General features: G+C 30.6%; 24 protein-coding genes. 9 read left to right on the top strand and 15 right to left on the bottom strand.

Features of this window, described 5'->3' with window-relative positions; translation table 11 throughout:
• Positions 1 to 19: 19 nt before the first annotated feature.
• From CLOCEL_RS01380 to CLOCEL_RS01370, 3 genes are all read right to left on the bottom strand, one after another.
• Positions 20 to 412, bottom strand: coding sequence for an SHOCT domain-containing protein (locus CLOCEL_RS01380; protein ID WP_010075203.1), 393 nt, complete (start codon positions 410 to 412; stop codon positions 20 to 22).
• A 62-nt stretch (positions 413 to 474) separates the two neighbouring features.
• The gene (locus tag CLOCEL_RS01375; protein ID WP_010075204.1) at positions 475 to 2,661 is read right to left on the bottom strand and encodes a sensor histidine kinase; all 2,187 of its coding nucleotides are present in this window, start codon (positions 2,659 to 2,661) and stop codon (positions 475 to 477) included.
• Positions 2,654 to 3,346, bottom strand: a complete 693-nt coding sequence (locus tag CLOCEL_RS01370; RefSeq protein WP_010075205.1) for a response regulator transcription factor — start codon at positions 3,344 to 3,346, stop codon at positions 2,654 to 2,656. Before CLOCEL_RS01370 ends, CLOCEL_RS01375 begins: the two co-directional genes overlap by 8 nt.
• 230 nt (positions 3,347 to 3,576) lie before the next feature.
• Here CLOCEL_RS01370 and CLOCEL_RS01365 point away from each other — a divergent pair, with 230 nt between their 5' ends.
• Positions 3,577 to 4,116: a hypothetical protein gene (locus CLOCEL_RS01365; RefSeq protein WP_010075206.1), complete on the top strand. Its 540-nt coding sequence runs from the start codon at positions 3,577 to 3,579 to the stop codon at positions 4,114 to 4,116.
• A gap of 83 nt (positions 4,117 to 4,199) precedes the next feature.
• On the opposite strand, the gene CLOCEL_RS01360 is transcribed toward CLOCEL_RS01365, so the two are convergent.
• The 3 genes from CLOCEL_RS01360 to CLOCEL_RS01350 all read right to left on the bottom strand — a co-directional run bounded on the left by CLOCEL_RS01360 (position 4,200) and on the right by CLOCEL_RS01350 (position 6,136).
• Positions 4,200 to 4,607, bottom strand: coding sequence for an arsenate reductase ArsC (locus CLOCEL_RS01360; protein ID WP_010075207.1), 408 nt, complete (start codon positions 4,605 to 4,607; stop codon positions 4,200 to 4,202).
• 190 nt (positions 4,608 to 4,797) lie between these two features.
• On the bottom strand, positions 4,798 to 5,181 hold the full coding sequence (locus CLOCEL_RS01355) for an ArsR/SmtB family transcription factor (protein ID WP_010075208.1): 384 nt from the start codon (positions 5,179 to 5,181) through the stop codon (positions 4,798 to 4,800).
• Positions 5,182 to 5,515: 334 nt separating this feature from the next.
• A complete protein-coding gene (locus CLOCEL_RS01350; protein WP_010075209.1) occupies positions 5,516 to 6,136 on the bottom strand; it encodes a DUF5105 domain-containing protein in 621 nt (206 codons plus the stop codon).
• Between the two features lie 433 nt (positions 6,137 to 6,569).
• Between CLOCEL_RS01350 and CLOCEL_RS01345 the strand changes: the two genes are divergently transcribed.
• Positions 6,570 to 6,920, top strand: a complete 351-nt coding sequence (locus tag CLOCEL_RS01345; protein WP_010075210.1) for a hypothetical protein — start codon at positions 6,570 to 6,572, stop codon at positions 6,918 to 6,920.
• 700 nt (positions 6,921 to 7,620) lie between these two features.
• Positions 7,621 to 8,094: a dihydrofolate reductase gene (locus tag CLOCEL_RS01340; RefSeq protein WP_010075211.1), complete on the top strand. Its 474-nt coding sequence runs from the start codon at positions 7,621 to 7,623 to the stop codon at positions 8,092 to 8,094.
• Between the two features lie 243 nt (positions 8,095 to 8,337).
• Here the strand turns inward: CLOCEL_RS01340 and CLOCEL_RS01335 are convergent, their stop codons facing one another.
• The 3 genes from CLOCEL_RS01335 to CLOCEL_RS01325 all read right to left on the bottom strand — a co-directional run bounded on the left by CLOCEL_RS01335 (position 8,338) and on the right by CLOCEL_RS01325 (position 10,617).
• Entirely contained in the window at positions 8,338 to 8,991 is a 654-nt protein-coding gene (locus CLOCEL_RS01335) for a class I SAM-dependent methyltransferase (protein ID WP_010075212.1), read from the bottom strand.
• Positions 8,992 to 9,020: 29 nt separating this feature from the next.
• Positions 9,021 to 9,788, bottom strand: coding sequence for a class I SAM-dependent methyltransferase (locus CLOCEL_RS01330; protein ID WP_010075213.1), 768 nt, complete (start codon positions 9,786 to 9,788; stop codon positions 9,021 to 9,023).
• Between the two features lie 274 nt (positions 9,789 to 10,062).
• Positions 10,063 to 10,617 (bottom strand): histidine phosphatase family protein, encoded by a 555-nt coding sequence (locus tag CLOCEL_RS01325; RefSeq protein WP_010075214.1) that lies wholly within the window; start codon positions 10,615 to 10,617, stop codon positions 10,063 to 10,065.
• Positions 10,618 to 10,967: 350 nt separating this feature from the next.
• Between CLOCEL_RS01325 and CLOCEL_RS01320 the strand changes: the two genes are divergently transcribed.
• From CLOCEL_RS01320 to CLOCEL_RS01305, 4 genes are all read left to right on the top strand, one after another.
• Entirely contained in the window at positions 10,968 to 11,495 is a 528-nt protein-coding gene (locus CLOCEL_RS01320; protein ID WP_010075215.1) for an RNA polymerase sigma factor, read from the top strand.
• Positions 11,485 to 12,897: a DUF4179 domain-containing protein gene (locus CLOCEL_RS01315; RefSeq protein ID WP_010075216.1), complete on the top strand. Its 1,413-nt coding sequence runs from the start codon at positions 11,485 to 11,487 to the stop codon at positions 12,895 to 12,897. The genes CLOCEL_RS01320 and CLOCEL_RS01315 overlap by 11 nt, the downstream gene beginning before the upstream one ends.
• A 463-nt stretch (positions 12,898 to 13,360) precedes the next feature.
• Entirely contained in the window at positions 13,361 to 14,017 is a 657-nt protein-coding gene (locus tag CLOCEL_RS01310) for a 4Fe-4S binding protein (RefSeq protein WP_010075217.1), read from the top strand.
• 263 nt (positions 14,018 to 14,280) lie between these two features.
• The gene (locus CLOCEL_RS01305) at positions 14,281 to 15,219 is read left to right on the top strand and encodes a hypothetical protein (RefSeq protein WP_010075218.1); all 939 of its coding nucleotides are present in this window, start codon (positions 14,281 to 14,283) and stop codon (positions 15,217 to 15,219) included.
• A gap of 161 nt (positions 15,220 to 15,380) precedes the next feature.
• On the opposite strand, the gene CLOCEL_RS01300 is transcribed toward CLOCEL_RS01305, so the two are convergent.
• Positions 15,381 to 15,746 (bottom strand): DUF4180 domain-containing protein, encoded by a 366-nt coding sequence (locus CLOCEL_RS01300; protein WP_010075219.1) that lies wholly within the window; start codon positions 15,744 to 15,746, stop codon positions 15,381 to 15,383.
• Between the two features lie 351 nt (positions 15,747 to 16,097).
• Between CLOCEL_RS01300 and CLOCEL_RS01295 the strand changes: the two genes are divergently transcribed.
• Positions 16,098 to 16,775 carry a Crp/Fnr family transcriptional regulator gene (locus CLOCEL_RS01295; RefSeq protein ID WP_010075220.1) on the top strand — a complete coding sequence of 226 codons (678 nt, stop codon included), beginning with the start codon at positions 16,098 to 16,100 and terminating at the stop codon, positions 16,773 to 16,775.
• Positions 16,776 to 16,996: 221 nt separating this feature from the next.
• On the opposite strand, the gene CLOCEL_RS01290 is transcribed toward CLOCEL_RS01295, so the two are convergent.
• Entirely contained in the window at positions 16,997 to 18,349 is a 1,353-nt protein-coding gene (locus CLOCEL_RS01290; RefSeq protein WP_010075221.1) for a hypothetical protein, read from the bottom strand.
• A 441-nt stretch (positions 18,350 to 18,790) separates the two neighbouring features.
• On the opposite strand from CLOCEL_RS01290, the gene CLOCEL_RS01285 reads away from it, so the two are divergent.
• Complete coding sequence (locus tag CLOCEL_RS01285; RefSeq protein WP_010075222.1) at positions 18,791 to 19,171, top strand: hypothetical protein; 381 nt, start codon at positions 18,791 to 18,793, stop codon at positions 19,169 to 19,171.
• Positions 19,172 to 19,702: 531 nt separating this feature from the next.
• Here CLOCEL_RS01285 and CLOCEL_RS01280 read toward each other — a convergent pair.
• From CLOCEL_RS01280 to CLOCEL_RS01270, 4 genes are all read right to left on the bottom strand, one after another.
• The gene (locus CLOCEL_RS01280) at positions 19,703 to 20,983 is read right to left on the bottom strand and encodes a LysM peptidoglycan-binding domain-containing protein (RefSeq protein WP_010075223.1); all 1,281 of its coding nucleotides are present in this window, start codon (positions 20,981 to 20,983) and stop codon (positions 19,703 to 19,705) included.
• 82 nt (positions 20,984 to 21,065) lie between these two features.
• Positions 21,066 to 21,191 (bottom strand): hypothetical protein, encoded by a 126-nt coding sequence (locus tag CLOCEL_RS23615; RefSeq protein WP_010075224.1) that lies wholly within the window; start codon positions 21,189 to 21,191, stop codon positions 21,066 to 21,068.
• Positions 21,188 to 21,580, bottom strand: coding sequence for a phage holin family protein (locus CLOCEL_RS01275; protein ID WP_242655248.1), 393 nt, complete (start codon positions 21,578 to 21,580; stop codon positions 21,188 to 21,190). Before CLOCEL_RS01275 ends, CLOCEL_RS23615 begins: the two co-directional genes overlap by 4 nt.
• Positions 21,581 to 21,785: 205 nt before the next feature.
• Positions 21,786 to 23,861: a right-handed parallel beta-helix repeat-containing protein gene (locus CLOCEL_RS01270; RefSeq protein WP_013291582.1), complete on the bottom strand. Its 2,076-nt coding sequence runs from the start codon at positions 23,859 to 23,861 to the stop codon at positions 21,786 to 21,788.
• Positions 23,862 to 23,883: the final 22 nt, after the last annotated feature.

The following is a 23,883-nucleotide window of genomic DNA, read 5'->3' as shown; positions in this document are numbered from 1 at the left end:
TTATTCCCCCTACTTTTACTTATATATCTTTAAAGTCCTCATAAGGCAGTAATCCTTTTGCAAGCCCTTCACTAATACTGCTATCAAGATTTTTACTCTCAAGTATATTTCTAATGATTAAAAAATCCTTTGTGTCTATAAGGCACTGAGCATATCTTTCTAGAAGTACTGGTGTATATGGATTTACAAACTTCAGTTCTTCTATAATCATTTTTCTTTCTATATATTCATCAGCAGTTATAATTCCCGCAGCATACTTTTCCTTGAGTATATCGATCAATTTTATGGTGAAGGGGTTTGCAACTGGTTTACTTTTGAAAAATAATACTGCCAACACAGAGAAAGCTATAAGAAGAAATATCAAAATATATGAGCCATATAATCCAAAGCCCATGTGGTAGCCATGCCTCATGATTTGCCCTCCTCAATTTTTTGTCCTTTTTAAGCAAAACCCAAAGTTCTATATTACTGTAACTAATCTGAATTCTTACTTATTGGGAAAGAAATAATTATCCTAGTTCCCTGATTTACTTGGCTCTCTACTTTAAATGTTCCATTTAAAACCTTAACTAATCGTTTTGCTATTGAAAGTCCTAACCCTGTCCCTTCAACCGTTGCATTTCTTGCTTTATCTGCCTTATAAAACTTTTCTCCTAAATACTGAATTTCTTCTTGTGGTATGCCAATTCCATTATCTTTTATAGCTATATACAGCTCTTTATCCTTTGAGTAAGTGTCAACCTTCACAACTCCACCCTTGCTCGAAAACTTTATACTATTGTCTATAAAAATTATTAGTAGCTGTTTTAATTTATAGTAATCGCTTTGAAGAATCGACAAATCTTCTTGAAGTGATAATTCAATAGCTATATTCTTATCTCTTATAAGTGGTCTTAGGCTTCTTATAGTGTCATTAATAAGCAAATTCACATCAAGGTCTGAAACCTCAAGTTCTAAAGTACCTGATTCTAGTTTGCTTAAATTTAATAAGTCCTTAACCATTCTTTCAAGTCGATTTGTTTCTTTTATCAGATTAATGCATGTTTCCATCACATCCTCTGGTCTAGTGATTCCATCTACAATAGATTCCAGATTACCTTTTATAACTGTCAAAGGAGTTCTAAATTCATGAGAAACATTTGAAATAAAGTCCTTCCTTAGCTGCTCTAGTTTTTCTTTTTCGCTTATATCTTGAATAAGGATAACTCCACCTATAATTTCATTTGAACTCTTTCTTATTGGAGCTATAGAAAAATCAAGAATCTTGTTTTTAAAGTTTTTTATAACGGATTTTTTCTCCTGTATATCTTTTAGTCCAAGAGCTTCTATAAGATTTAACTGCTGAAAAATCTCCATAATTTCTATATGATACTTAGTACTATCTTCTTTAGGTTCCTCAATCTTAGTGGTGGCTGATGAATTTTTAACTGCTGATAATTTTTCAGTTTCTTCATCACTTGCATTATTAATTACTGATAACTTTTTATCTACATCATTATTTGCATTATTGATTACTGGTGACTTTTTAGCTACATCATCATTTGCATTATTGATTGATGATACCTTTTCTACTGCCTCATCGCTTATATTATTAACTTCTGATAACTTTTCGGTTGCCTCGTAATTTTCATTGCTAATTGGTAATAGCTGTTTAGCATCTTTATCATCAATACCTAATAGCTTTATAGCTGCTTCGTTTATGTCAATAAGCTTCATATCTGTATCTAAAGCTAAAAGCCCTTCGCTGATACTTTTTATTATGTTGCTTAACTTATTTTTTTCTTCAAATAGCTTGCCTATAGTATATTCTAGCTTTAAAGATAGTAAATCAAAGGAACTGGACAACTCCCCTATTTCATCCTTTTGATATATATTTGTCTTTATTCCATAGTGCCCCCGTGCTAGTTTTAACGCTGATTCATTTATTTTTCTTATTGGTTTAGAAATACTATTTGAGAAATAGTAACCCATAAAACCAACAATTATTATCTCAATGCCAAGAATTAAAATTATATATATAAAGAATTTATCCATAGAATTTATCAAATCATATATAGGAGAATTTACTACTACTGCACCTATAACTTTGTTATCATTCTTTATTGGTACTGCTATGGTCATCATGTCTTCTTCATAATAAGGATTGTAGGCTAAAATATAGCCTTGTTCCCCTAATAGTACTCGTTCATTGATATCTTTATATACTTCATTTACCTCTGTGTCATTGACATAAGTAATGGCATTAGACTTATCTGAAGCAGTGACGATGGTTTTATTAGGATTCAACACCCATATTCTTGCGTTATCAATGTGATATATCAAATGCATAATTTCATTAAGTCCGTTGCTACTTTGTGGATTCTTCATATAAGGCTCTAAGGTTTCTGAAATTGCTTGAGCATGCTTTCTCATATTATTTTCTTTGATTTCGTAGATGTTATTTTTAAAAATATTTATAGCGATGATGCCTATAAAAAGAGTAGAAACTATTACGATCGCTAAAAAGCCAAAGGTTATTTTAAGGCTAATGTTTTTATTTAACTCTAATACATTAATCCTATTACCCTTTTTCCTTTGAATCAGTTTAGGCCCTTTTTTTAAAAAATTTCTGTCTAACCTATTTCTCCCTAATTCTTTGCTTAACTTACTCTTCTTAAACATCCTTCACCTCGAACTTGTACCCCATGCCCCAAATGGTTTTTATATCCCAACTGTATTGCCCATTAAGTGCAAGTTTCGCTCTTATCCTTTTTATATGTGTGTCCACAGTTCTTGGGTCTCCAAAATAATCTATCCCCCAAATATTATCTAGAAGATCATCTCTTTTAATAACCTTATTAGGAGAACTAGTAAGCATCCATAGCACTTCAATTTCTTTTTTTGTGAGGTTTATATTCTCTCCATGGATTTTCACTGAATAATTATTGATATCAATCTCCATTGGTGGATATTTAACAACTGACAAAGTGCTGTTCTCTACAGGAGTAATTCTTCTAAGAACAGCTTTTATTCTTGCCACAACTTCCCCAGGACTAAAAGGTTTAATAATATAATCATCAGCACCAGAATTTAACCCTAAAATCTTGTCTGCGTCCTCGCTTTTAGCTGTTATCATTATTATCGGTGTGTTGGATTTTTCTCTAATTCTATTGCAAACTTCAATACCATCAATCAAAGGCATCATAATATCCAGTAGAACCAATTGAGGATTGTAGTGATCGAACTTTAACAATGCCTCTTCGCCATCAAAAGCAAAGATTACATTAAAATTTTCCTTTTCTATATAAGGCTTTAGTATTTTTATAATTTCAAAATTATCATCGGCAATAAGAATATTTCTATCCACTTAATCACCCCTATTTCACTTGAATTATACCATCGCTAAAAATTTAATTTGTGTCCTAATTGTGTCTTATTATTTCACATTTAAGACACCCTTTAATTTCTATTCTGCTTTATTATTGTATTATCCCCACCGGGGGGCAAAAGATTTCCACGCTGTGATTAAAAATCTATTAGGTAAGGCAAGATTAAAGTTAAGAAATCTATAATTTAACTATTTGGGAGGAATTAAAAATGAAATCAAAAAAATTTATATTAGCTTTAACCATGACTATAGCAATGGGATTAGGTATAACTGCCTACGCATCTGCAGAACCTTCAAGTACTACAGTTGTAACTAATACTACTGACTCTGCTAATACTTCTGTTCATAAAAAAGCTGGTATCAAGAGAGTTACTGGTATGAAAGGCTCTGATTACGTAAAAGCTGTTTTAAAGAATAAGCTTGGTATGACCGACGAAGAAATAACTGCTGGCCTTGATGCTGGAAAAACCATGTACGATTTAGCTAAAGAAAAAGGCATGACAGAGGAAGCTTTTAAAGCAGCTTTACTTGAAGAAAAAAATAAATCTATCGATAATGCCGTTGCAGCAGGAACTATAACAACAGAAGAAGGGGCTTCCATAAAGGAAACCATAAAAAATAATATGGATAACTGCACAGGAATACCTGGTGAAAGAGGAAATTCTTCTGGCTCTGGTAATGGTTGTGGCAAAAAAGGTGGCAATGGAATCAGTTGTGATACAAGACATAGCTCTGGAACAAGAAAATAGTACTACGCTGAAATGAAAGTTTATATACTAAAGCCCAAAATCAACGCATTTAGCAGTTAATTTTGGGGCTTTTTTATTTTTTTCTAGAATATTTCATTGTTTTGGATTCTTCTTGCTAAATCTTTTACTTTTTCTTCAATGATTTTTGCAGTTTTAATAAATTCTTCATCGTTTTTACCTGTTGGGTCCTCTAATCCCCAATCTTCTCTATGTTTTGAAGGTAGTGCTGGACAAACCACGTTACAGCCCATAGTTACAACTATATCTACTGTTGGTATATCTTCAAGTAACTTAGATTTTTGTGTTTCGTTCATGTCCACATTGTATAAATCTTTAATTATTCTTACTGCATCTTGGTTTATTTGTGGCCTTAACTCTGTGCCAGCTGAATAAGCTTCAAAGACCTCAGAAGCAAATAATTTTCCTAGTGCTTCTGCCATTTGTGATCTACAAGAATTGTGAACGCATATAAATGCTACTTTTACTTTCATTTTTTAATCTCCTTTTTTATTTTATATATAGCTTTTTCAAGTTTTTTTATTCTTTAACTTATCCTGCGATTTATAAAGATCTTTTGTTCCAATTTGACAAACATCTTTGGTTCTAATTTCACAAGATTTTTGGTTCCAATTTCAGAAGCACCAAGGAAAAGGCTCAACTATTCAATGCTGCAGACAACCTCTAGTTCTCTAGCAGCTTACAATCACATTTTATTCCAGTTTCACAATAACCTTTTTTTTCGGTTTTACAATCATCCTCAGTTTTATCCTTACAAATGCATTCCTCTGTATCTGTAACAAGATTCATAAGAAATAATATAAGCTTGTTACACTTTGAGTTGTTTAGAGAATAATAATTCCAAAGTCCCTCTTTCCTGCTATTAACAAGGCCGCAATCACTTAAAACCTTCATATGATGTGAAAGGGTTGGCTGAGTAAATTGAAATTCCTCTAATATTTCACAAGCACACTTCTCTCCACAAGATAAAATATCTATAATCTTTAGTCTACTTGGATCTGAAAGTGCTTTAATAATTTTTGCGTTTTCTTCATATTGTGGTTTCATAATACCCCCTATATAGATAATTATCTATATGTTCTATAACAATAGAATACATAAGTATCTATTTAACGTCAATATATCTAACATAAAGTTAACTTACATATTAGCTATTCCCTATATTTACATATCGTATGTTGTCCTTTGGAAATACCAACTTAAATACTCTACTCCTTGGCAAAAGTAAAGGAAACCTCAAAAGCTTAACTTTTAAGATTTCCTTAGTTTAAATTTTATTTAATTATATATCTAATTCCAAATAAATAGTCTACATTAAACACATATATAGCTTATTGAAATTAATGCAGATTTTTGATTGGAAATATATCTGAGATTTCTATTATGAAACTAGTGCCTCCATTAATGTCACAATATCATTCTCACCTGGTAACCATGTGTTTCCATCCTTTGCTAAAGCTAAGGTAATAGTTTTTGGTTCTTGAACTATTACACCATTTGCAATACTTTCTCCTATATATTTCAAAGATGTTTGTAGCATTTGTGGCTGAGTCATTGCTGGATTAGCCTTCAAATCTTCTTGAAGCCTTGCCTGAATATTTGCAGAAATAGTATTCATATCAAAACCTTTTATTTCAACATTTACTTTAGCTATATCACCGTCAATTTCAGATGAAACTACTTTATATTCTACCTTTGAAAATCCAGTTATAATGTTTTCTTTCAAAGTATTCTTTATATCTTCGGTCAACACGTTAGGATCTGATATCGATCCAGCAAACCCTTCCATAAGACCATAGTCTATGGCTTCTCTAAATTTAGTGTAATCATCTTCTTCCATACCTATCTTATCCATATTAGACTTATCATTCTTTAGTAATACATCCAAAAATATCTCAGCACTTTCTTCTGGTGATGCTTTTGTGCTTCCACATGCAGTCAACATTACTGCAGACATTACAGAAACTATAAGTACCGCAAAAAACTTTTTTAATTTTTTCATTAATAATTCCCCCCAGTTATATCGATTAAAATATGTTCTATGTGATCATATAAACCATGTTTTAAATTTTAAGGCATCCTAATATTTTGATTCCTTTCAATTTAACGGCAATATGTATTTATAGCAAAGTTTCTTTCTAGAAGTATTTCTAAATATAGATAACCTCAATTTTTATCTTCTGCCACTCTATATCTAATTTATGACCACTATTAGGTTTTTTATTCCATTTTTATAAATAATTTCAACATAGACTCTGTTATTTTCCATATTTTTGTAAATTATTTATCTATAGCTCCTTTATTTAAGCTCTACATACTTCATCTATTTAACTACTTGAAAGGGGTACTTTAGAAATATTGCTTGTATAAGTAACTTACCTACGTTTATATTAATATAATGAATTTATAACGAGTTTTGCGGATGGTTGATATTTATGGATGAAACTGCAGTTATCAATGCTTTGAATATACTTGGCAATAAATTTGATTCACTATCACAGATTATGGAATTAGACATAGCACAAAAAGAAGCAATAAACTTTAATGAATTAATTATTGCTCAATTAGCCCTTTTAGCTTCCTTACTTATGCTTATTGGCGATATGCTTATTCTTCTTAGTCAATTAAAGCAAAATGAGCAAACCTTAAAAGAAGAAAAGAAATTAGAAGAATATGATTTTGCAGAAACTCTCTCTATGTGGGTTTATGTACTGGGAGATTATCTTTGCCTTGAATCCAGTTTATTAGAATTGAAGGATCTAAAACAGTCTTCACAGGATGAATAATATAAAGAACATAAGTTGTCTTATAACCTTACTTATTTTTCAAGATATATTTTAATCATTACTCTTTGATTATTAAGTTCTACTGGATTAAGATTGAAAAAATATACTGTCGGATGATTTCCACCACCAGTTTTGGGATCATCCGTTGTTTTAAAAATACAGATATAAAGCTTAACTCTCTTTAATATCTGTATTTCCGTGGTATCGTTCCCACTTTTACTTTAAAAAAATAGCCCTCTGCTCTATTAGTCGCATGGCTGTTTACTGAAGCTATAGCATATATCAATACCGTTTGCGGATGTTTATCTGTATATACTTAGGGGATATATTTACATTTAATTACACAGTATTGCTATACACCATATTAATGTATATAATAGCATATTAGTACACTTAATACAATATATGTTTTAGATTCTATTGACACTAACACACTTTTGTAATTTATATTATTAATAGCCACGTTGCGGCATATATCCTCCCCAAAAATATGTAGTCATCTGTAAAAAAACAAATACTGTCAACGTTATATTAGCTTATTACCTTAAGCTTACAAGTAAACAAAGTAGTGCAATAAGTTAGAGTCAATATATTTAGATATATGTAATACTTTGTAAACTGTATTATAATAAATATTATGTAAAACTATAATCTAATGAACAATAGTAATTTATTATGAACTAATGAAAGGCGGATAGTTATGATTTCATTAATAGTTGCGGTAGCAAAAAATAATGTAATAGGAAATAATGGTATTATCCCATGGAAAATAAAGGGTGAACAAAAAAGATTTAAAGAATTAACGATAGGCAAGACAATAATCATGGGAAGAAAATCTTTTGAAGAAATAGGTAAGCCACTACCTAACAGAAAAACAATACTTATCTCAAATACACAATGTATTGAATCAGAGAATTGTACAACTGTAAATTCGCTTTCGGAAGCATTCGACTTAACAAAGGATGAAGACGAAGTATTTGTTGCTGGTGGTGGACAGGTATACAAGGAGTCATTTACCTATGCAGATAGAATATATATTACAGTTATAGATAAAATTATTGATGGTAATGTATATTTTCCAGAGATTTCTTCTGATGATTTTATAAAATCTTATGAAGAGCGAATTGATGCTGAAATACCATATACATATTATACATATGAAAGAAGAAAATAAAAAATATATCTAATGAACAATATTCTTATATTGAGTATTATAGGTGGACAATCCCACCTATAATTTTATTAGTCTATATTTCAACATTATATTAAACCATACACTAAGTTATATTTATATCTGATTTCTCGCACCCGATATATGCCATAGGAATATTAAATGCAATTTCCCCTTTTGCACTTGCGATATTATTTAATCTACTTTCCAAATTTGAAAATACATTGTTCCAATTTTTCCAACCTGCTATTTTACAGATTTAATTAACGCTGCCTTATTCCATCTTCTCTCTAATGATATATTGTTAAAGCCAGTGTCAGAAAGTAGGTCAAGTTCAGTATCCAATGCGAGAGGAATATCAATATGAATACTTCCAAAAGGAGCTTGTTCTCTTTCATATAAGTCCTTAGCATAACTTAACATTTTGATTTCTGTTTCCTTATCCCGACAAGCAGTATCACCATTTATAAAATAGCCCTCTACCTTCAAACAATCATATATCTTTTTATAGAGTTCTGTCTTTTGTTCTATAGTAAAGTGATGTAAAGAATATGTAGAAAGCACCAAATCAAAATGATTTTCTTCAAACTGAACATCAAAATAAGAACCACAGACAATATTTAGTGTTACATTAAGATGCAATTCCTTCTTTTTTAACTCTTGCAGCATTCCAGGCGAAATATCAATGGCTGTAACTGTCGCGGAATGTTTGATCCTTTCTACTTCTAGTCCTGTGCCACAGCCAAGGACCAAAATATTTTTAGGCTCTCCACATGCTTTAATCTGTTTTTCTATTTCATCATAGAACTCACACATACCAAGATCTTCATAAAAGTGTCTGTCATAATCTGAAGCACATTTATCGAAATGAGCACCCATGTTTTCAACTTGAAATTCCATTATTTAGCCCCCTTAATTAAAACTTATATTTATTTTTGTAATATTACTGAATAGGTGTCACTACTTTCATGGAAACTATCTTTCACAACTCTTAATCCACAACTTTTTAATCTGCTGATAAATTCATCATGTTTAAATGGAGTAAAATCTAATCTAAAAGGAATGCATTTCGCGTCTTTCTCATCGGTAATATCAATGAATACAATTTCAACATTACCACGCTGATCAAAGCCATTTAAATTCCAAATGTATGTGTATACATAAGTCTTATCAAGGTGCTTTTTCACACCACTTCCGTTGAATCTTATATTCTCTTTTATCACCTTGTCCCAGTTTCTTGTATCAATAACAATCTTGCCACCATTTTTAGTTATCTTGTATAAGGATTTTATATTGTTTAACATATCTTCTTTATCAGTACTATGGCAAATTGAATTCCCATAACAAAAAACAATATCAAAATCTTCGCCAAAATTATCAGGCAGCTCTGCCCAACTCAATTGTTTAGTAGGAAAAAGTAAATTATTGCTTTCTGCATATTGCTTAGTTAGATTTATCATTTCCTCACTAATATCCGTACCAATAACATCAATACCATATCGCTTTAGTGCTGTTGCTTGAATTCCATTACCACACGAACTGTCTAACACTTTAGCATTGTCTTCAAGGTTTTTTAATAAATCTTTATGTTCATTTATAAAGTCATTTTCCCAGTCCTTTATATCACAACCAGAATATAGAACATCATAAAAATATGACATAGAATTATACTGTTTGTCCACATTGTTATTATTCATTAATAATCCCCCTTTTTCAGTTAAGCAGTTAATTTTAGCTTGTTAGTAGTTTAAACACTAGTTTTTTATAAACTTTTTATATTAATACCCTATATAGACTTGCGTCGGTTTTTTAAGTATAATTTTACATTATATCGCACAACATAATAACTTCATCTGGCTTTTCAAAGTTATTTATACCTAAATTCAACATTACTATATTTATATGCCCATCATTAGAAGACTTATTTTCATTAACACACTTTAATAGTTCTACATTTCATAGGTTAGAAAATCATGACCAAATATGTTCTACACCGACTAAATTATTATCTTTAAAGATTAATTTATATATATCTGGCATATTCAAATCTTTCCAGAAAACGTAATTATATTTTTTATCATAATAATTCATTATTATCACCATAATATTTCCATGAGTTCCAATAACAATATTTTCTCCGCAATATCTATTTAAAACATTTTTAAGAGACTCTACACCTCTATGTTGGGCATCGTAAGCTGTTTCACCTCCGTGAATGCAGAAATCGAAGTTTTCCCAATACTTCAAAATTACTTCATCAAAATTTGTAACTGCTCCCTCAGCAAGTTTTCTTTCTCTAAATCCTTCATCTATTGAAATAGATAATCCGAAATGATTTGATACGCCTTCAACCGTTTGAATAGCACGTTTATACGGACTTGATATAACCTTACTTATATTTTCATGTGATAGTAATTCTGTTACCCTTTGGGCATCCTTTACCCCATTTTCAGATAATGGCCTATTTAATTCATCAGGAGTATATGATGAATTAGCATGTCTAACAAAATATATATTAGTTATCATTTAATATTTATCCCCTTTGTTTAATTAGTCTTTTTTATAACCTGCCTTCAATGTAACATAATTGTAGCAAATCTAGAAATGTGTATCAAATCCCCTACTTAATTAAAACATCCTCTAATAAAATGCTTATATAAAAAAATTCTAACATGTATTAAAATACCTCTATACCTAATTATTTGCTCAGAGTAGCTATTATTAGATAAGCTTATATATTATTACTAGAAAAAACTTTTTTTATATATTGTCATGATTACTGCTAAAAAAACTTTTTTATATATTGAAACTTTTCATACCGCTAAAATATCTAACCTATGTAAAGAAAATTGCTGCAGCATTGAAAGGAAGAAAAAATGTATAACTTACAAGACTTTGTTCAAAAAAGTAAGAATGGAGATATCTCTGCATTTATGGAGCTTTTAAAAGAAAAGGAATCTCTGATTTATAATATCGCCTTCTCATATACCAAGAATCCATATGATGCTGAAGATTGCATCTCTGAAGCTTCAATAAAAGCCTTTGACAAGTTAAAACAGTTGAGAAGTGAAGAAAAGTTTTATTGTTGGTTCATTTCTATACTGATAAATGTGTGTAGAAAAAATGTAAAAACTTCAAAGTCTCCATCTTCTGAAGAGGATCTACATAATATACGAGATGAGTTTTCTTATCAATCTGTAGATGACAAGCTTATTATAGAGGATTTACTTTGTAAACTAAAAGAGGATGATAGAGAAATAATTGTACTTCGATATTTAAAGGATTACTCAATAAAAGATATCGCAATGATAATGGACATGCCATTGAGTACAATAAAAACAAGAATTTACAGAAGCTTAGCTTATTTAAGAGAAAAAAATGGAGGTATGAAAAATGAGTACTAATATTCCTGAAGATTTGATGAATAATGTTGAAAAAAACCTTAGAAAACATATCAAAGATAAAAAAAGAAAAAAACATATATACAAAGCTGCTGCTGCTATCATTTCCTTGTTCATAATATTGCCTGGTTCTGCCCTCGCCGTTGCTAAATATAATAACAGCATCTTATATAGTCAAGAAATAGATTTAGCTCGTGAAAATAAAAACATAACTGAGGTGAACGAAACCTTTAAATATAAAGATGTTGAATTTAGAATTAAAGAAATTGTGGCAGATGCTACAGGGATGGAAGTTATTTATGATGTCTCTGACCCAAGATATTCTATAGATGAAATTACCTTTGGTGATAAAGATGGTACTCAATTTACGGAGTGGGGTTTTTCTCTTCCTGATCCGTATTGTGATAACAAGGAAAAAGCTTTTCTCATTACTCTAAGCAATGCTGCTGTGGATTATATGCGTGATAATCCTATAACTATAAAAATAAATACGCTTACTTTTAATGATGATCAAAACTCAAATAAACTCTTTGATAAAGTAACTTCGCTTATAAACCCAAAGGACGACTTAAAGGTTGATTGGAATTTAAAAATGCAAATACCTATGCAGCCAATTAAAACGCTCTCAATAAATAAGGAATATGCTCTTGATATAGGCACGTTAAAAATTAATTCCTTACAGGTGGGAGTTTTGAAAAGTGTTTTCGATTATAACTTTATTCCAAAGGATAAAAGTATAACTGATATATTCCCTACTTTTTCTATAAGATTAGATAATGACTATAATATTGCTAATGTTTCACATAGTTATGGACTAAATTTAGGGGAAACCAGTTCTAATACTGTTGGTGAATATACTGTCTTTGGTTCAGAAGATAATAAAGGCATTCATGGAACACAGGAATTTAATTCTATCTATTACAAAGAAGTAAGTGAGATAGGAATAAGGTTGTTAAATCTTAGCGTAACTTATGATTTTGGTAACTCGAATATTTATAAAATAGACAAAAACAACTTACCACTTACCTTTAATTTTAATGGAGAAGAATTTAAACTTACTGCTATAGAAGAGAAAGAAAACGCTACTGAATATAGCTTGGAATTTAATAAAACAAATAGGATATTTACTCAGCTTCGTTTTAAATTTTCAGATACTTATAACTACCAATCCTCTTCTGATTCTGATGACATACAATTTGCAGATCAATCTTCACGAGATAAGCTTCATAATATTCTTGTAGAAAAAATCCCCAATCTTCCTGCTATAGAGGATAGATTTAAAATCTTCAATACTGGAGTCATCAGATCCAGAGAGACTATACCTACTAGAGCATCAGAATTTATAATAACCGAGGGTACTAAATCATTTCTTTATGATGAAGAGGAAATAATATGGCATAAATAAAATATAAATGTTCCCATTAAAAATCTACATTGTTTTATCAATTTATATGGATTTAATGTAGAAACATTATTGTAATAGTTTCAACTTAATAAAGTCAGTAATGGTAAGCTGTTATGAAATCAATATACAGCTTACCTTTTTTTATTTTCGCCGATGTTTAGTTCAGTGACAAAGTCACAAGCAAATCTCTCTCTATGTCGTATACTAAAAAAGGATTAAATAAGCCACATAAAAATTGATCCGATGACTACTATCCGTAACTCTCTCATCTTCTACAAAGTGGGAGTTAACGGCTACTACGTCTCTGGATAACGATTTCTCCTAAAGGATAACGACTTCTAATCATCAAAGATGCTAAGAATTCTGTTAATAAATTTCAGATGGAGTAAAAACTCCACCTGAAACTAAGAACTCTGTTTATATGATGTTTTTTATCAATACAATAAATCGGGGGGTGTTTTGTTTGGATAAGTTCTTAAAATTTTGGAAAAAGTATTCCTTTGTAGGTCTAGTTGCTTTTATATTGTTAGGGCTACTTGATTTGAGATTTGCAATAGCCGCAATAATTTGTATGGTAGCGCCAATAATTGTGTCTATCTTTAAAGGGAGATTTTGGTGCGGAAATTTATGTCCAAGAGGAAACTTTTATGATAACGTAGTTTCTAAATTCAGTAAGAAAAGAAAAGTCCCTAAATTCCTAAAGTCTTATTACTTTAGAGCTGTAGTTTTAATACTTATGATGACTATATTCACCATTGGAATTAAGGAAAATTGGGGTAACCTTTATGGTATAGGTATGGTATTTTATAGAATGATCGTGGTTACAACTATCATTGGAGTTGTGTTATCTTTATTCTATAATCATAGAACCTGGTGCCATTTCTGCCCTATGGGAACTATAGCATCGGTTATATCAAAATTTAGAAAAAGTAAAAATGTATTACATGTATCAAACTCTTGCGTTTCTTGTAAGTTATGCGAAAAGAAATGTCCATTAGGAATAGTTCCTTATGAATATAAAGGTGACGTATTAAGTCATCCTGATTGTATACAATGTGGACAATGTGTAACTTCATGTCCTAGAAAATCAATCGGCTATGAAAAAGTAACTTCAAAATAGTTTCTTATAGTTGAAAGAGAAAAGATTAGAGCTTTAATCTTTTCTCTTTTTGTTTTTAAATAGAACTTATCCAATTTATACTTAAGTAATATGTTCCAATTTTATGAAAATGTGTTATATTGTATAAAGATAGTTCTTATCCTAATAATTCATCTAATCATATTGTATAAAGCTATCCTTATCTTGCTAACACATATGATGATTATGCTTTAGTGAGCTTAATAAAGTAACGGAAAAGTAAAAAAGAATTGGGGTTGAAAAATATGAAAAAAATCAAGAAAATCAAAGTTTCATATGTGATGGTTTTTGTTATAGGTATTTTTATAGCTAGAGGCATTTACACAGAAATAGCTAATAAAAAATACTCTGTTGATTTTTCTCCAGATGCTACAGGAAACCATATAAATATAGAAAAAATAGATAGCTCAACTTTATCGAATGAATCAGGTAAAGTTGCAATATACGAAATAGAAAGACCTACAAATATAACAGATGATAAAGAAAAAGCATTGAAAGCTTTTGGCTTTACAGATGACTACAGTGTTGATGAAAACGAAGAGAGGTTCTTTATTACTGAGGGTAGTAAAACCTTGGAGGTATTTAAAAATACAGGAGGGTTTAATTATTTTGATGATTTATTAACTAGACCTGAAACCAAAATAGATATAAATACAGTTGACAATAATAAATTATATGAAAAATGTGAAGATATATTAAAAGTTATGGACATACAGGATATATCGAGAAATTCAGTTGAACCAAGTTATATAACAGAAATGGGTCCAAATAATAAACCTCTAGAGTTTGGCTTATTAGGTGTAATCTTTAAAAGAGTTTTAGATGGTAAAAATGTATATGGCGCAGATAAAATAATGTTTGATATTAATTCTGAAGGAAATATAGCTTCGGCGATAATAACTATAAAAAATTATAAAAAAATCGGTGATAAATCAGTGATCTCTTCCAAGAAAGCAATTAATAAATTTAAAAGCAGTAAAAAAGGTTATATTGGAACTGATGATTTAGCTGCTACAGACTCTAAAATTAATGAAAGTGCCTTATGCTACTGGGTAGAAAGCTATAATAAAGGTTCTCAAATAACAAAACCCATATACATGATGAAGGGGGAAACTTTAAATAGTGAAGCTAAAAATAAAAATATTAGCAATAAATTACATATAATGACTAACGCCGTAGATTAATGTAATCTCTAATCAAGTATCTTTGACAAACAAATTTGTTTATATATTATGCTTAAAGTTTTATACAAGGTAAGGGTTAATTCCCCTTACCTTTATTTATGAGTGAGCAAGTACCTTGAGTTGTGAAACAGCTTTAATGGAGCATATAATTTCAAAATAGATTATGCTAGACTTAATTTTTCAATTGCTTGTTTCTCATCTGGTAAGAAAAAAATATCTCTTCCTTTATTGCTCTCATAAATAAAATCTTTTAAGCTATTACTTGTGTATACAGAAAAATCACCGACAATAGCTATCTTCACATGATAATTAACAAACTTCTGTAATATTTCCCCTGCAAGTTTTGTTTTTAAGTTAAAAAAATCCTCACATATTGATGATTTATTCAAAACTATATGATAACATCCTGTTTCAAACCCTACAGTTCCTATAAAATCTAACGCTGATTGAACATCCTTTATCAATATATCACTACTGTTTACAACAGCAATTTCAACATTATTCTCTTTAATAGTATTTATTTTCATAATAGTCCTCCGTTTCGGTAATGTAGTAACACCATTAAACCTATTCATCGATTTTTCAAAACATATAGCATTTAATCCTTATTTAAAATACTTTCCGTGAGCTAATCATATTGGCATCTATGGGCTAATTCTATTATATAAGTTTCAAAAATAAAACTATATAAGACTTTAAAGTAAGTACCATAAGTTATAAAATAACTTTAATGAAACATACATATTAATATTAACATAGCAGAAAATTAACATTAAGTTGGTAGGCGGTTAATGTTAAAATAATAGATAACTAACATTAAACTGGTAATGAATTAATGTTAAGGGCTCTCAAAGAATTAATGTTAAGGGGACATAAAAATGAGTGATTATAGACAAATAAATGCTAAATCAAAATATATTGGAGCTTTATACGATGCTTATCCACTATTAAAAAAAATTGATGAAGAAAACAATAACGTTATAAGCACTGAAGCAATCTTTAAAACAGTATATTCTGATGAATACGTAGCATCTATAAACTCAGTATGTACAGGGATTTTATTCGTATTAAGGGGGAAAATTAAAATTCAAAAGATTAACAAGGATGGAGAAGAGACAAACCTCTATAACATAGAGCAAGGAGAATTTTGCCACGAAGCCCTAAGTTGTTTGTCAAAGCTAGAGTCGTTAAATATAATAGGCAAAGCAATCCAAGATTCAGAAGTATGCATAATCCCCTTTGGTATAGTTGAAAAATACCTCATGGAAAATAATGAATTTTTAATGTACATATATATGGACTTATACAAAAAATTTAGTAAAGTTATAGAAAATAAAGAGATTCTTATTCATGAATCTTTAGAGTCTCGACTTCTTAAACTACTTATTAAGAAAAATAGTACAATAATTTATGCAACGCATAGTCAATTAGCATTTGAGATTGATTCCGTCCGTGAGGTTGTAAGCCGAAAGCTAAAAAGTATTGAGAAAGAAGGCTACATTAAATTAGAACGAGGAAAAATAACAATACTTAAGGATCTGAATGAATTAATATAGTACTTCAAACTAACAAAAAAGGTGGATAAACTTGGATTGCTCAAGTCTATTCACCTTCTTCACCGTTCCTATTAATTACTTTTATCTATGTTTTGTATGACTTTGTTTTTATGCTATTCCCAATTAATTTGTTCTTGTACATACTTTCTATCGATTTATTTTAATATAAAAAATAAATCCTAAACTCTTCAGAGTAAAGGATTTCTCTCAATTTATAATCTTTAATTGGTTTTTATATTTGAAATTGTGCTTTCATCAGAATCATTTTGAACTAAGGCGGAATCGTTAATATTGATGGTTTCTATTGTAGCCTGAGCTTTTGAATTTATGTTTACAAAGTGCTTGTCTTTCCTATCCGTAGCAATTGTTATTGTTCCAATTTTATAAATGCATTGCTTTCCAGGATAATTCTTATCATTGATTGCAACACCTAGACTTTTACCCATTGGATTACTTATTATTTCACCAATTTCTACACCTTTTGTATTTGCACCTTTTCCAGTCTCATCTAAAAGTACATCATATTTTACGTTTTTTCTTGTTTCATCTGGATTTTTAACAGTTATTTTGCCTATCTTTGTATCTGCACATCTATTGATCCAAACACCTTTTAATTCTTGGCTTTGTTCTAAATCATCTGAATCCTCAATAGGTTGTGGCTGCTTGTTGGCACCAGCACCAAATTCATCAACTTGAATTTCACCAATTTTATGTCCATTTCCTGTTAAATAAACTCCATGGACATCAGATTTCTTAACCCAAATCTTATCTATAGATAAATTAGATGGATTTTCTACGTAACCATCTATTTGTACAGCAGCACAGTTATTCTCTCCATTGCCATCGATATCATCTATTATAATGGATTTACAACGCATATTTGTAGTTCCCTTGTATATATGAACTCCTCTGCCTCTTATTCCTGGATAATCTGTAGCCTTGCTTCCATCACCTTTTACATAGATAGTATCAACAATTAAAGTATCAGTATTTGTAGCTGCAAATCTATCATAGGTAACTATCGTACCCTTTATTGTTACATTTTTTATTTTATTTTGATTATCAATAGTATATATGTATACTCCGCCAGTAACTTCTGATCCTTCTTCAAAATCTAAAGTTAAATTACTTTGAGATATGTTTAACTGGGTTTTGTAAAAACCTTTAGGAAAGAACACTTCAAAACCTAGCTTACTACCATTATTAAATGCATTATTTATGTACTGAGTATTATGCCATATAGTATCTTTATCAGGAATGATTCCATATCGTCTTACATCTCCATAGGAATATTTCTCATCTAGAACCCCAACTTCTCCTGAGACTGCTGGATAATGTCCAATTTCTCTATTCGTTTTCTTCTCTTCCTCGGTAGCTTCTGAGTTATCTTGTTGATCATTTTCTTTAACCTCAGAATTATCCGGTGCATCTTTTTCTGTGGCAATAACAACTTCTTGTCCAGCATTTTTTACCGGCTTAGGCTTAATTACAAAGGCAAATATATACATAGCAACAAAAGCTATTACGCTAACTATTAAAAAAATTATTTCCTTGTTAATACTTTTATTTTTCATCAGATCACATCCATACTATAGATTATTTTGTCTTTGAATTTGCATTAAATCAGCTTACTTATACTGATTACCACACCCTTACCCTTCATTATAATATAGCTACCAACATCATCTGATAATTTGTTTGCATATTCAACTAATTATCACTTAATTGTTATAATATAATTACAAGCCTTATTTCTATTATCTTACAATAAATCAGTTATTTCAACAAAAATAGTTAATTGCATTTATTATAACATAACTTCCATAATATATTGAATTGTATAATGACCAATAACTTAAATTTAGTATATGAGGATCTATAAGGAGGTAAAAAGTTTGAAAGTATATGGTGGTTATTTGTATATCAATCATAGTTTAACTATATTTACTAGCTTAATCATCTATAGTATAATACTTATTTATATTAAATTGAGAGTTATATAAAGGAGAATCCATATGGATATCAAAAAGAGAGTATTACAATTTTGGGAAGATGTTGCTAACCAAAATCCTATAAAGCTTCAAGAATATTTTAGGCCAGATGCAATAATTAATTGGCATAATACTAATGAAAGTTTTACTGTTGAAGAATATATAATAGCAAATTGTGAATACCCTGGTCAGTGGTGTGGAGAAGTTGAAAGGCTTGAAATAATAGATGATTTAGTGATTTCAGTTACAAGAATATGGCTTTCAGATAATAGTTTCTCCGCTCACGCTACTTCTTTTATTAGATTTTATGATGAGAAAATAATAAATTTAGATGAGTATTGGGGTGTTGATGAGGCTGCTCCTAAGTGGAGGCAGGATAAGAAAATTGGAAGACCAATAAATTAGAAAAGACCCAGATAAGGCCTTTATTCTTGAGCAAATAATAAAAACAGAAAACCCTGAAGCTACTTTAGAGAATTTCAAAAGCTGTGTTGAAAAAGCAAATAGTTTAGAACTTTATCATGAGTTTTTAAATGGTGGGGTTAAATGTTTCATTAGAGAAGAATATAGCAAGTTATAGGATAGATATAGTTAAGTTGTTAAACACTTCAAATTAATATAGAAAGCTTTGGTTTAATCGCATGTAAGTTTCAGTTTATATGGTTGAGTGCAATGAGCAAAGCTTAAAGTTAAGCTAATCCACCTTATTAATAAAAAGCGAATTAAGGGATGCCAAAATGAAGTGTACCCCAAACGTTGGATATGTCCCATATTTGGCGGTATGCTTCAAGATGGCTTCCCTTAAAAATTTATATATATAATTTTTGATAAAGAACCTTCCTAGCATATACTGATTTTTCAATATGTCTATAGGACCTTGAGTAAGTTTCAATAATGGGACTTATACTTTCAACATTATTTTAAAACCTATGAAAATTAACCTATCCTAAGTACCTGTCCCTCGTAGATTAAATCTGGATTAGCCAAACCATTTAATTGTGCTAGACTTTCCCAAGATGTGCCAAACCTTTGAGCTATAGCACTTAATGTATCTCCACCTTGCACTATATATGTAGTATTGCCTTGTCCACCTGAATCTGGAGATGTTCCTCCTTGCGCTATTGCTGAGGCTTTTGAGATTCTTAAAACTTGTCCTATCTGTATTAAGTCTGGATTAGCGATTCCGTTGATTTCTGCTAAGGCTTGCCAGCTTGTTCCGAACTGCTCAGCAATGGTACTTAAAGTATCTTCACCTTGCACTATATATGTAGCAGTACCTTGTCCGCTTGAAGCTAAGGGTGTTCCTCCTTGAGCCACAGCTGCTGATGTTTCCCCCTGAGCTATTGCTGCTGATACTTCCCCTTGAGATATATTTTGAGTTTTTGAGATTCTTAGAGCTTGGCCTATTTGTATTAAGTCTGGATTAGAGATTCCGTTGATTTCTGCTAAGACTTGCCAGCTTGTTCCGAACTGCTCAGCAATGGCACTTAAAGTATCTCCACCTTGCACTATATATGTAGCAGCATCTTGCCCACTCATAGTTGGGGATGTTTCCCTTTGAGCTATTGTTGAGGCTGTAACTTCTCCTATTTGAATTCCGCTTAATCCAACTGATCCATTTAAGAACATTGCTTCAGTAAATCGATTCTTGTCTACTGTGTTTTCAGTAATTCCATCTATGTATTCATCAGAACTATACTGGAATCCAGCCCACTGTCCCCATATTGGATTATCCCCTGGAGTATCTACTCCATAATGAGCAACCCATAATGGATATTTTGCTACTCTGCTATCAAAAGCATTTCTTGCGTAGTTTGTATTGCAGTATATAACACAATCCATACCAGTCAATGCCTTAACTCTCTCACAGAAAGTAATGACCTTATCTGTTAATTGTGAATCACCTAAACCACTTTCCACATCAATTGCTGGTTTGATATTCCAAGTCTTTCCGCTTAAAAGACTCGAGAAGTATTCTGCTTGTGCAATTGCATCTTCATATTCCGTAAAGAAATGATAAGCTCCTACCTTGATTCCTGAAGCTATTGCTCCTTGGTAGTTTGTTTGGAACCTAGAATCTTCATAAAATCCGTCATCTGCTCCACTGGCCTTGATTATTGCAATATTAACTCCAGCAACTTTTACCCTACTCCAATCAATATTTCCTTGCCATCTGCTTACGTCTATACCGAAAATTCCTTCATTGATACTCTGCATAATAGCGCCTCCCCTCCAAATATATTACATTATAAATATATACTTATTTTGTTTGGTTTTCATTAAGAAACACTAGCTAGTCTTAAGAATTGATGGTATCTTCTTCGAAGGAAACAGATATTATAATACCCAATGAAGCAAGCTTATAATTTGTTCCTTCGATGATGCTTTTTCCATCAACTAAATTGATACCAACAGTTAAAATCAACCCTTTTCCTCACTTTTTCTCTTTAGTATTTCTATTGCATTAATCACTGGATCAGGCAAACTTATCCCCATAAGTCCAGCGTTTTCTATTAATGATAAAACCTCATTGACTATGAAACCCATAATCGTTGCATTTCTCAGAAAACCATTTGTATTTGTTATGATATCCAGCTGATTGACTACTATAATTAATATTAGAATAAATATTTTTTTTACTAAGCCTATATAACCGACATTGCTTTGAGCTCTGCCAGTTAGTGTCTTTGTAGAGTTTTTGAATACTAATGCTACTATTAATCCTGTTATGTAGTCTGCGATCATGCAAATAATTAGGGCTATCAACAAATCATCGAAGCCTCCTAATACATTTGCTAAAAACCCTCCCAACACTGCGACTATTGTAAAAAATATTGTTTTTATATTTATAAGCTTTTCTATATACCTCACCTCCTCTATAAAAAACTATAATCAATTGTAAATAACTTCAACCGACTACTTTCTTACAACTTGTAATAATATCTTTAATAAAAATCAACTTATTACTTTCATACAAATTTTAATGCTTTAAATAAAAAAGACTAGATTTCTCTAGTATCTACACAATGGTAAAATTATTCATATTTTCATAACTGGTGGTAGTACCATAAAACTCGTTACTGGTCATTTTTCCACCTAATGCTGAGCCTACTTTTTGCGAAAAGCCCCTTGAATTACCAAAAATCCTATTGTTTTTCCCACTAAATCCTGTTATATTACTGAAATATACTCCTAAATTTGCATCAGGGGTTATTATATCGCAGTTATCCAGAAAGAAAAAGTTACAATTATGAACAGCTACAGATTCTGAAGTTGACGCACTTTCCACGTTGCATCTTTTAATAGAAATTGTATTGGTGTGAGCTGAATTTGTTAACGCTATAAAAAGTTTAGCTGCTTTTACAACTAAATCACTTATAAAGATATTTGTAGGATTAGAACTTGAGTTATATTGAATAGCTGTGTTTAATGTATCAAACTTAAAAAACCCGCCTTGTATATATAAATATGCTACTTTCCCAGGTATTACATAGCTTTCAGTATATGTATTATTATTTAGTATTATATCTCCAACAGTACAGTTCACTCTGTCTACACTTCCAGCAACAATAGCGCAATTGGCAAATGTATTATTATTTAAAAACAACTTATCTATTTTACAACTTACATCATTTGAAGAAAAATTATATAGTCTCAAGAAGGCTGTAGCTGAAGAACTATATCCTAAAAATGAATTGTTTGAAATATCATTATCATAATATTCCATACTTCCAGTAGCTGAACCTAATTTTGAAAATGAAAATATTGTCCCTGTTCCTTGAGACATTTGAAAAGTATTATTTGTTATCTTATTGCCTTTAATGATACTTGTAGTGTTTTGAGCATCAGCTCTCATAATCAATAGATATCCATAACCACTTACATAATTATTGGTAAAAGTATTGTAGCAACTGTTATGGGTTATATTTAACCCTGTTGCAGTACATTCAATGATATTGTTACTTACCATATTATAATTAGAATTAAAAATAACTTGAATTCCATCTGTACATTGTTTGCATACATTGCTAGATACTAAACTTCTGTCTGTAACACCTAATTCTATTATTTTATTAATACATTTCTCTAGGGTATTATGTGAAAATGTCATGTTATAACAATGCATTCTGCTACCTGTCAAATTTTCATCGCTAACCCAACTCCTGATAGCTATAGAACTATCGTATATGTAATTGAGAATAGCCATACAATCATGACACGCACTTGTATTCGAAAGACTTTCGAAGCATATACCAATAATATTTCCTATAATAAGGCTATCATTTTGATTAGTTTGATTAGCATTAATTCTAAGTCCTATTATTTTTATATTGCTATTTCCATTAATTCTATCTTCATTTACGATACAGTACCTACAATTACTTTTATCAGCTAGTTTTATAGTTGCACCATTACTTAATAAAGTTATATTGCTTGGAACATAAATAGGTGAATTTATAATGTAATCTGAAAACCGTTTAGGAATAAAAGCAACTAAGTTGTTTGCACTAGCATATTGTATCATTCTATTTATTGACTCTACATCACAGGTATCTCCAGCCTCGATAAATTGTGAAGGTTCAATTCTGTTTACCTCCTTTTCCAAATTAACAACTCTATTTGTTAGCTGTGGTATATTTCCTAGTTCTATAGCTTGCATTAATTCATTATACGTAATTGTAGCTGTAGTATTTGCCGCAGTTAATCCCTCTATTATCGTAGCTATGTTTTTACTAACTTCTTGACCTTCTAATACATCTGGAACTATTGTAATGGAAATTGGAAAGGTGCTTACTTGCTTTGAATCAGAGACTATCGTTAGCTTCATCTTAGCCACACCAGCAGACCTTGTGCAATCCCTAGGACATGTTATCTTAACATTGTTACCACTTACAACCATACTGTTTCCTGCTATGATTGATATTGTATTATTTGCATTAACATAGCTAAGGTCTATAATAGCTCCTTCTAAGTTTTTAATTTTACCCTCTTCATAAACATCTATATCCAGTAGTACATCATCATTTTGTTGTACTATCTTATTTTGATGATTTTCTCTTTTTAAATCTATACTCATTGATATCGTATTTTGCATTTATTCACCCTCATTTCTTTTA

Origin of the sequence: Clostridium cellulovorans 743B (assembly GCF_000145275.1) — a bacterium.
Taxonomy (GTDB): domain Bacteria; phylum Bacillota; class Clostridia; order Clostridiales; family Clostridiaceae; genus Clostridium_K; species Clostridium_K cellulovorans.
This window is presented reverse-complemented; position numbering and strand designations above follow the sequence as displayed.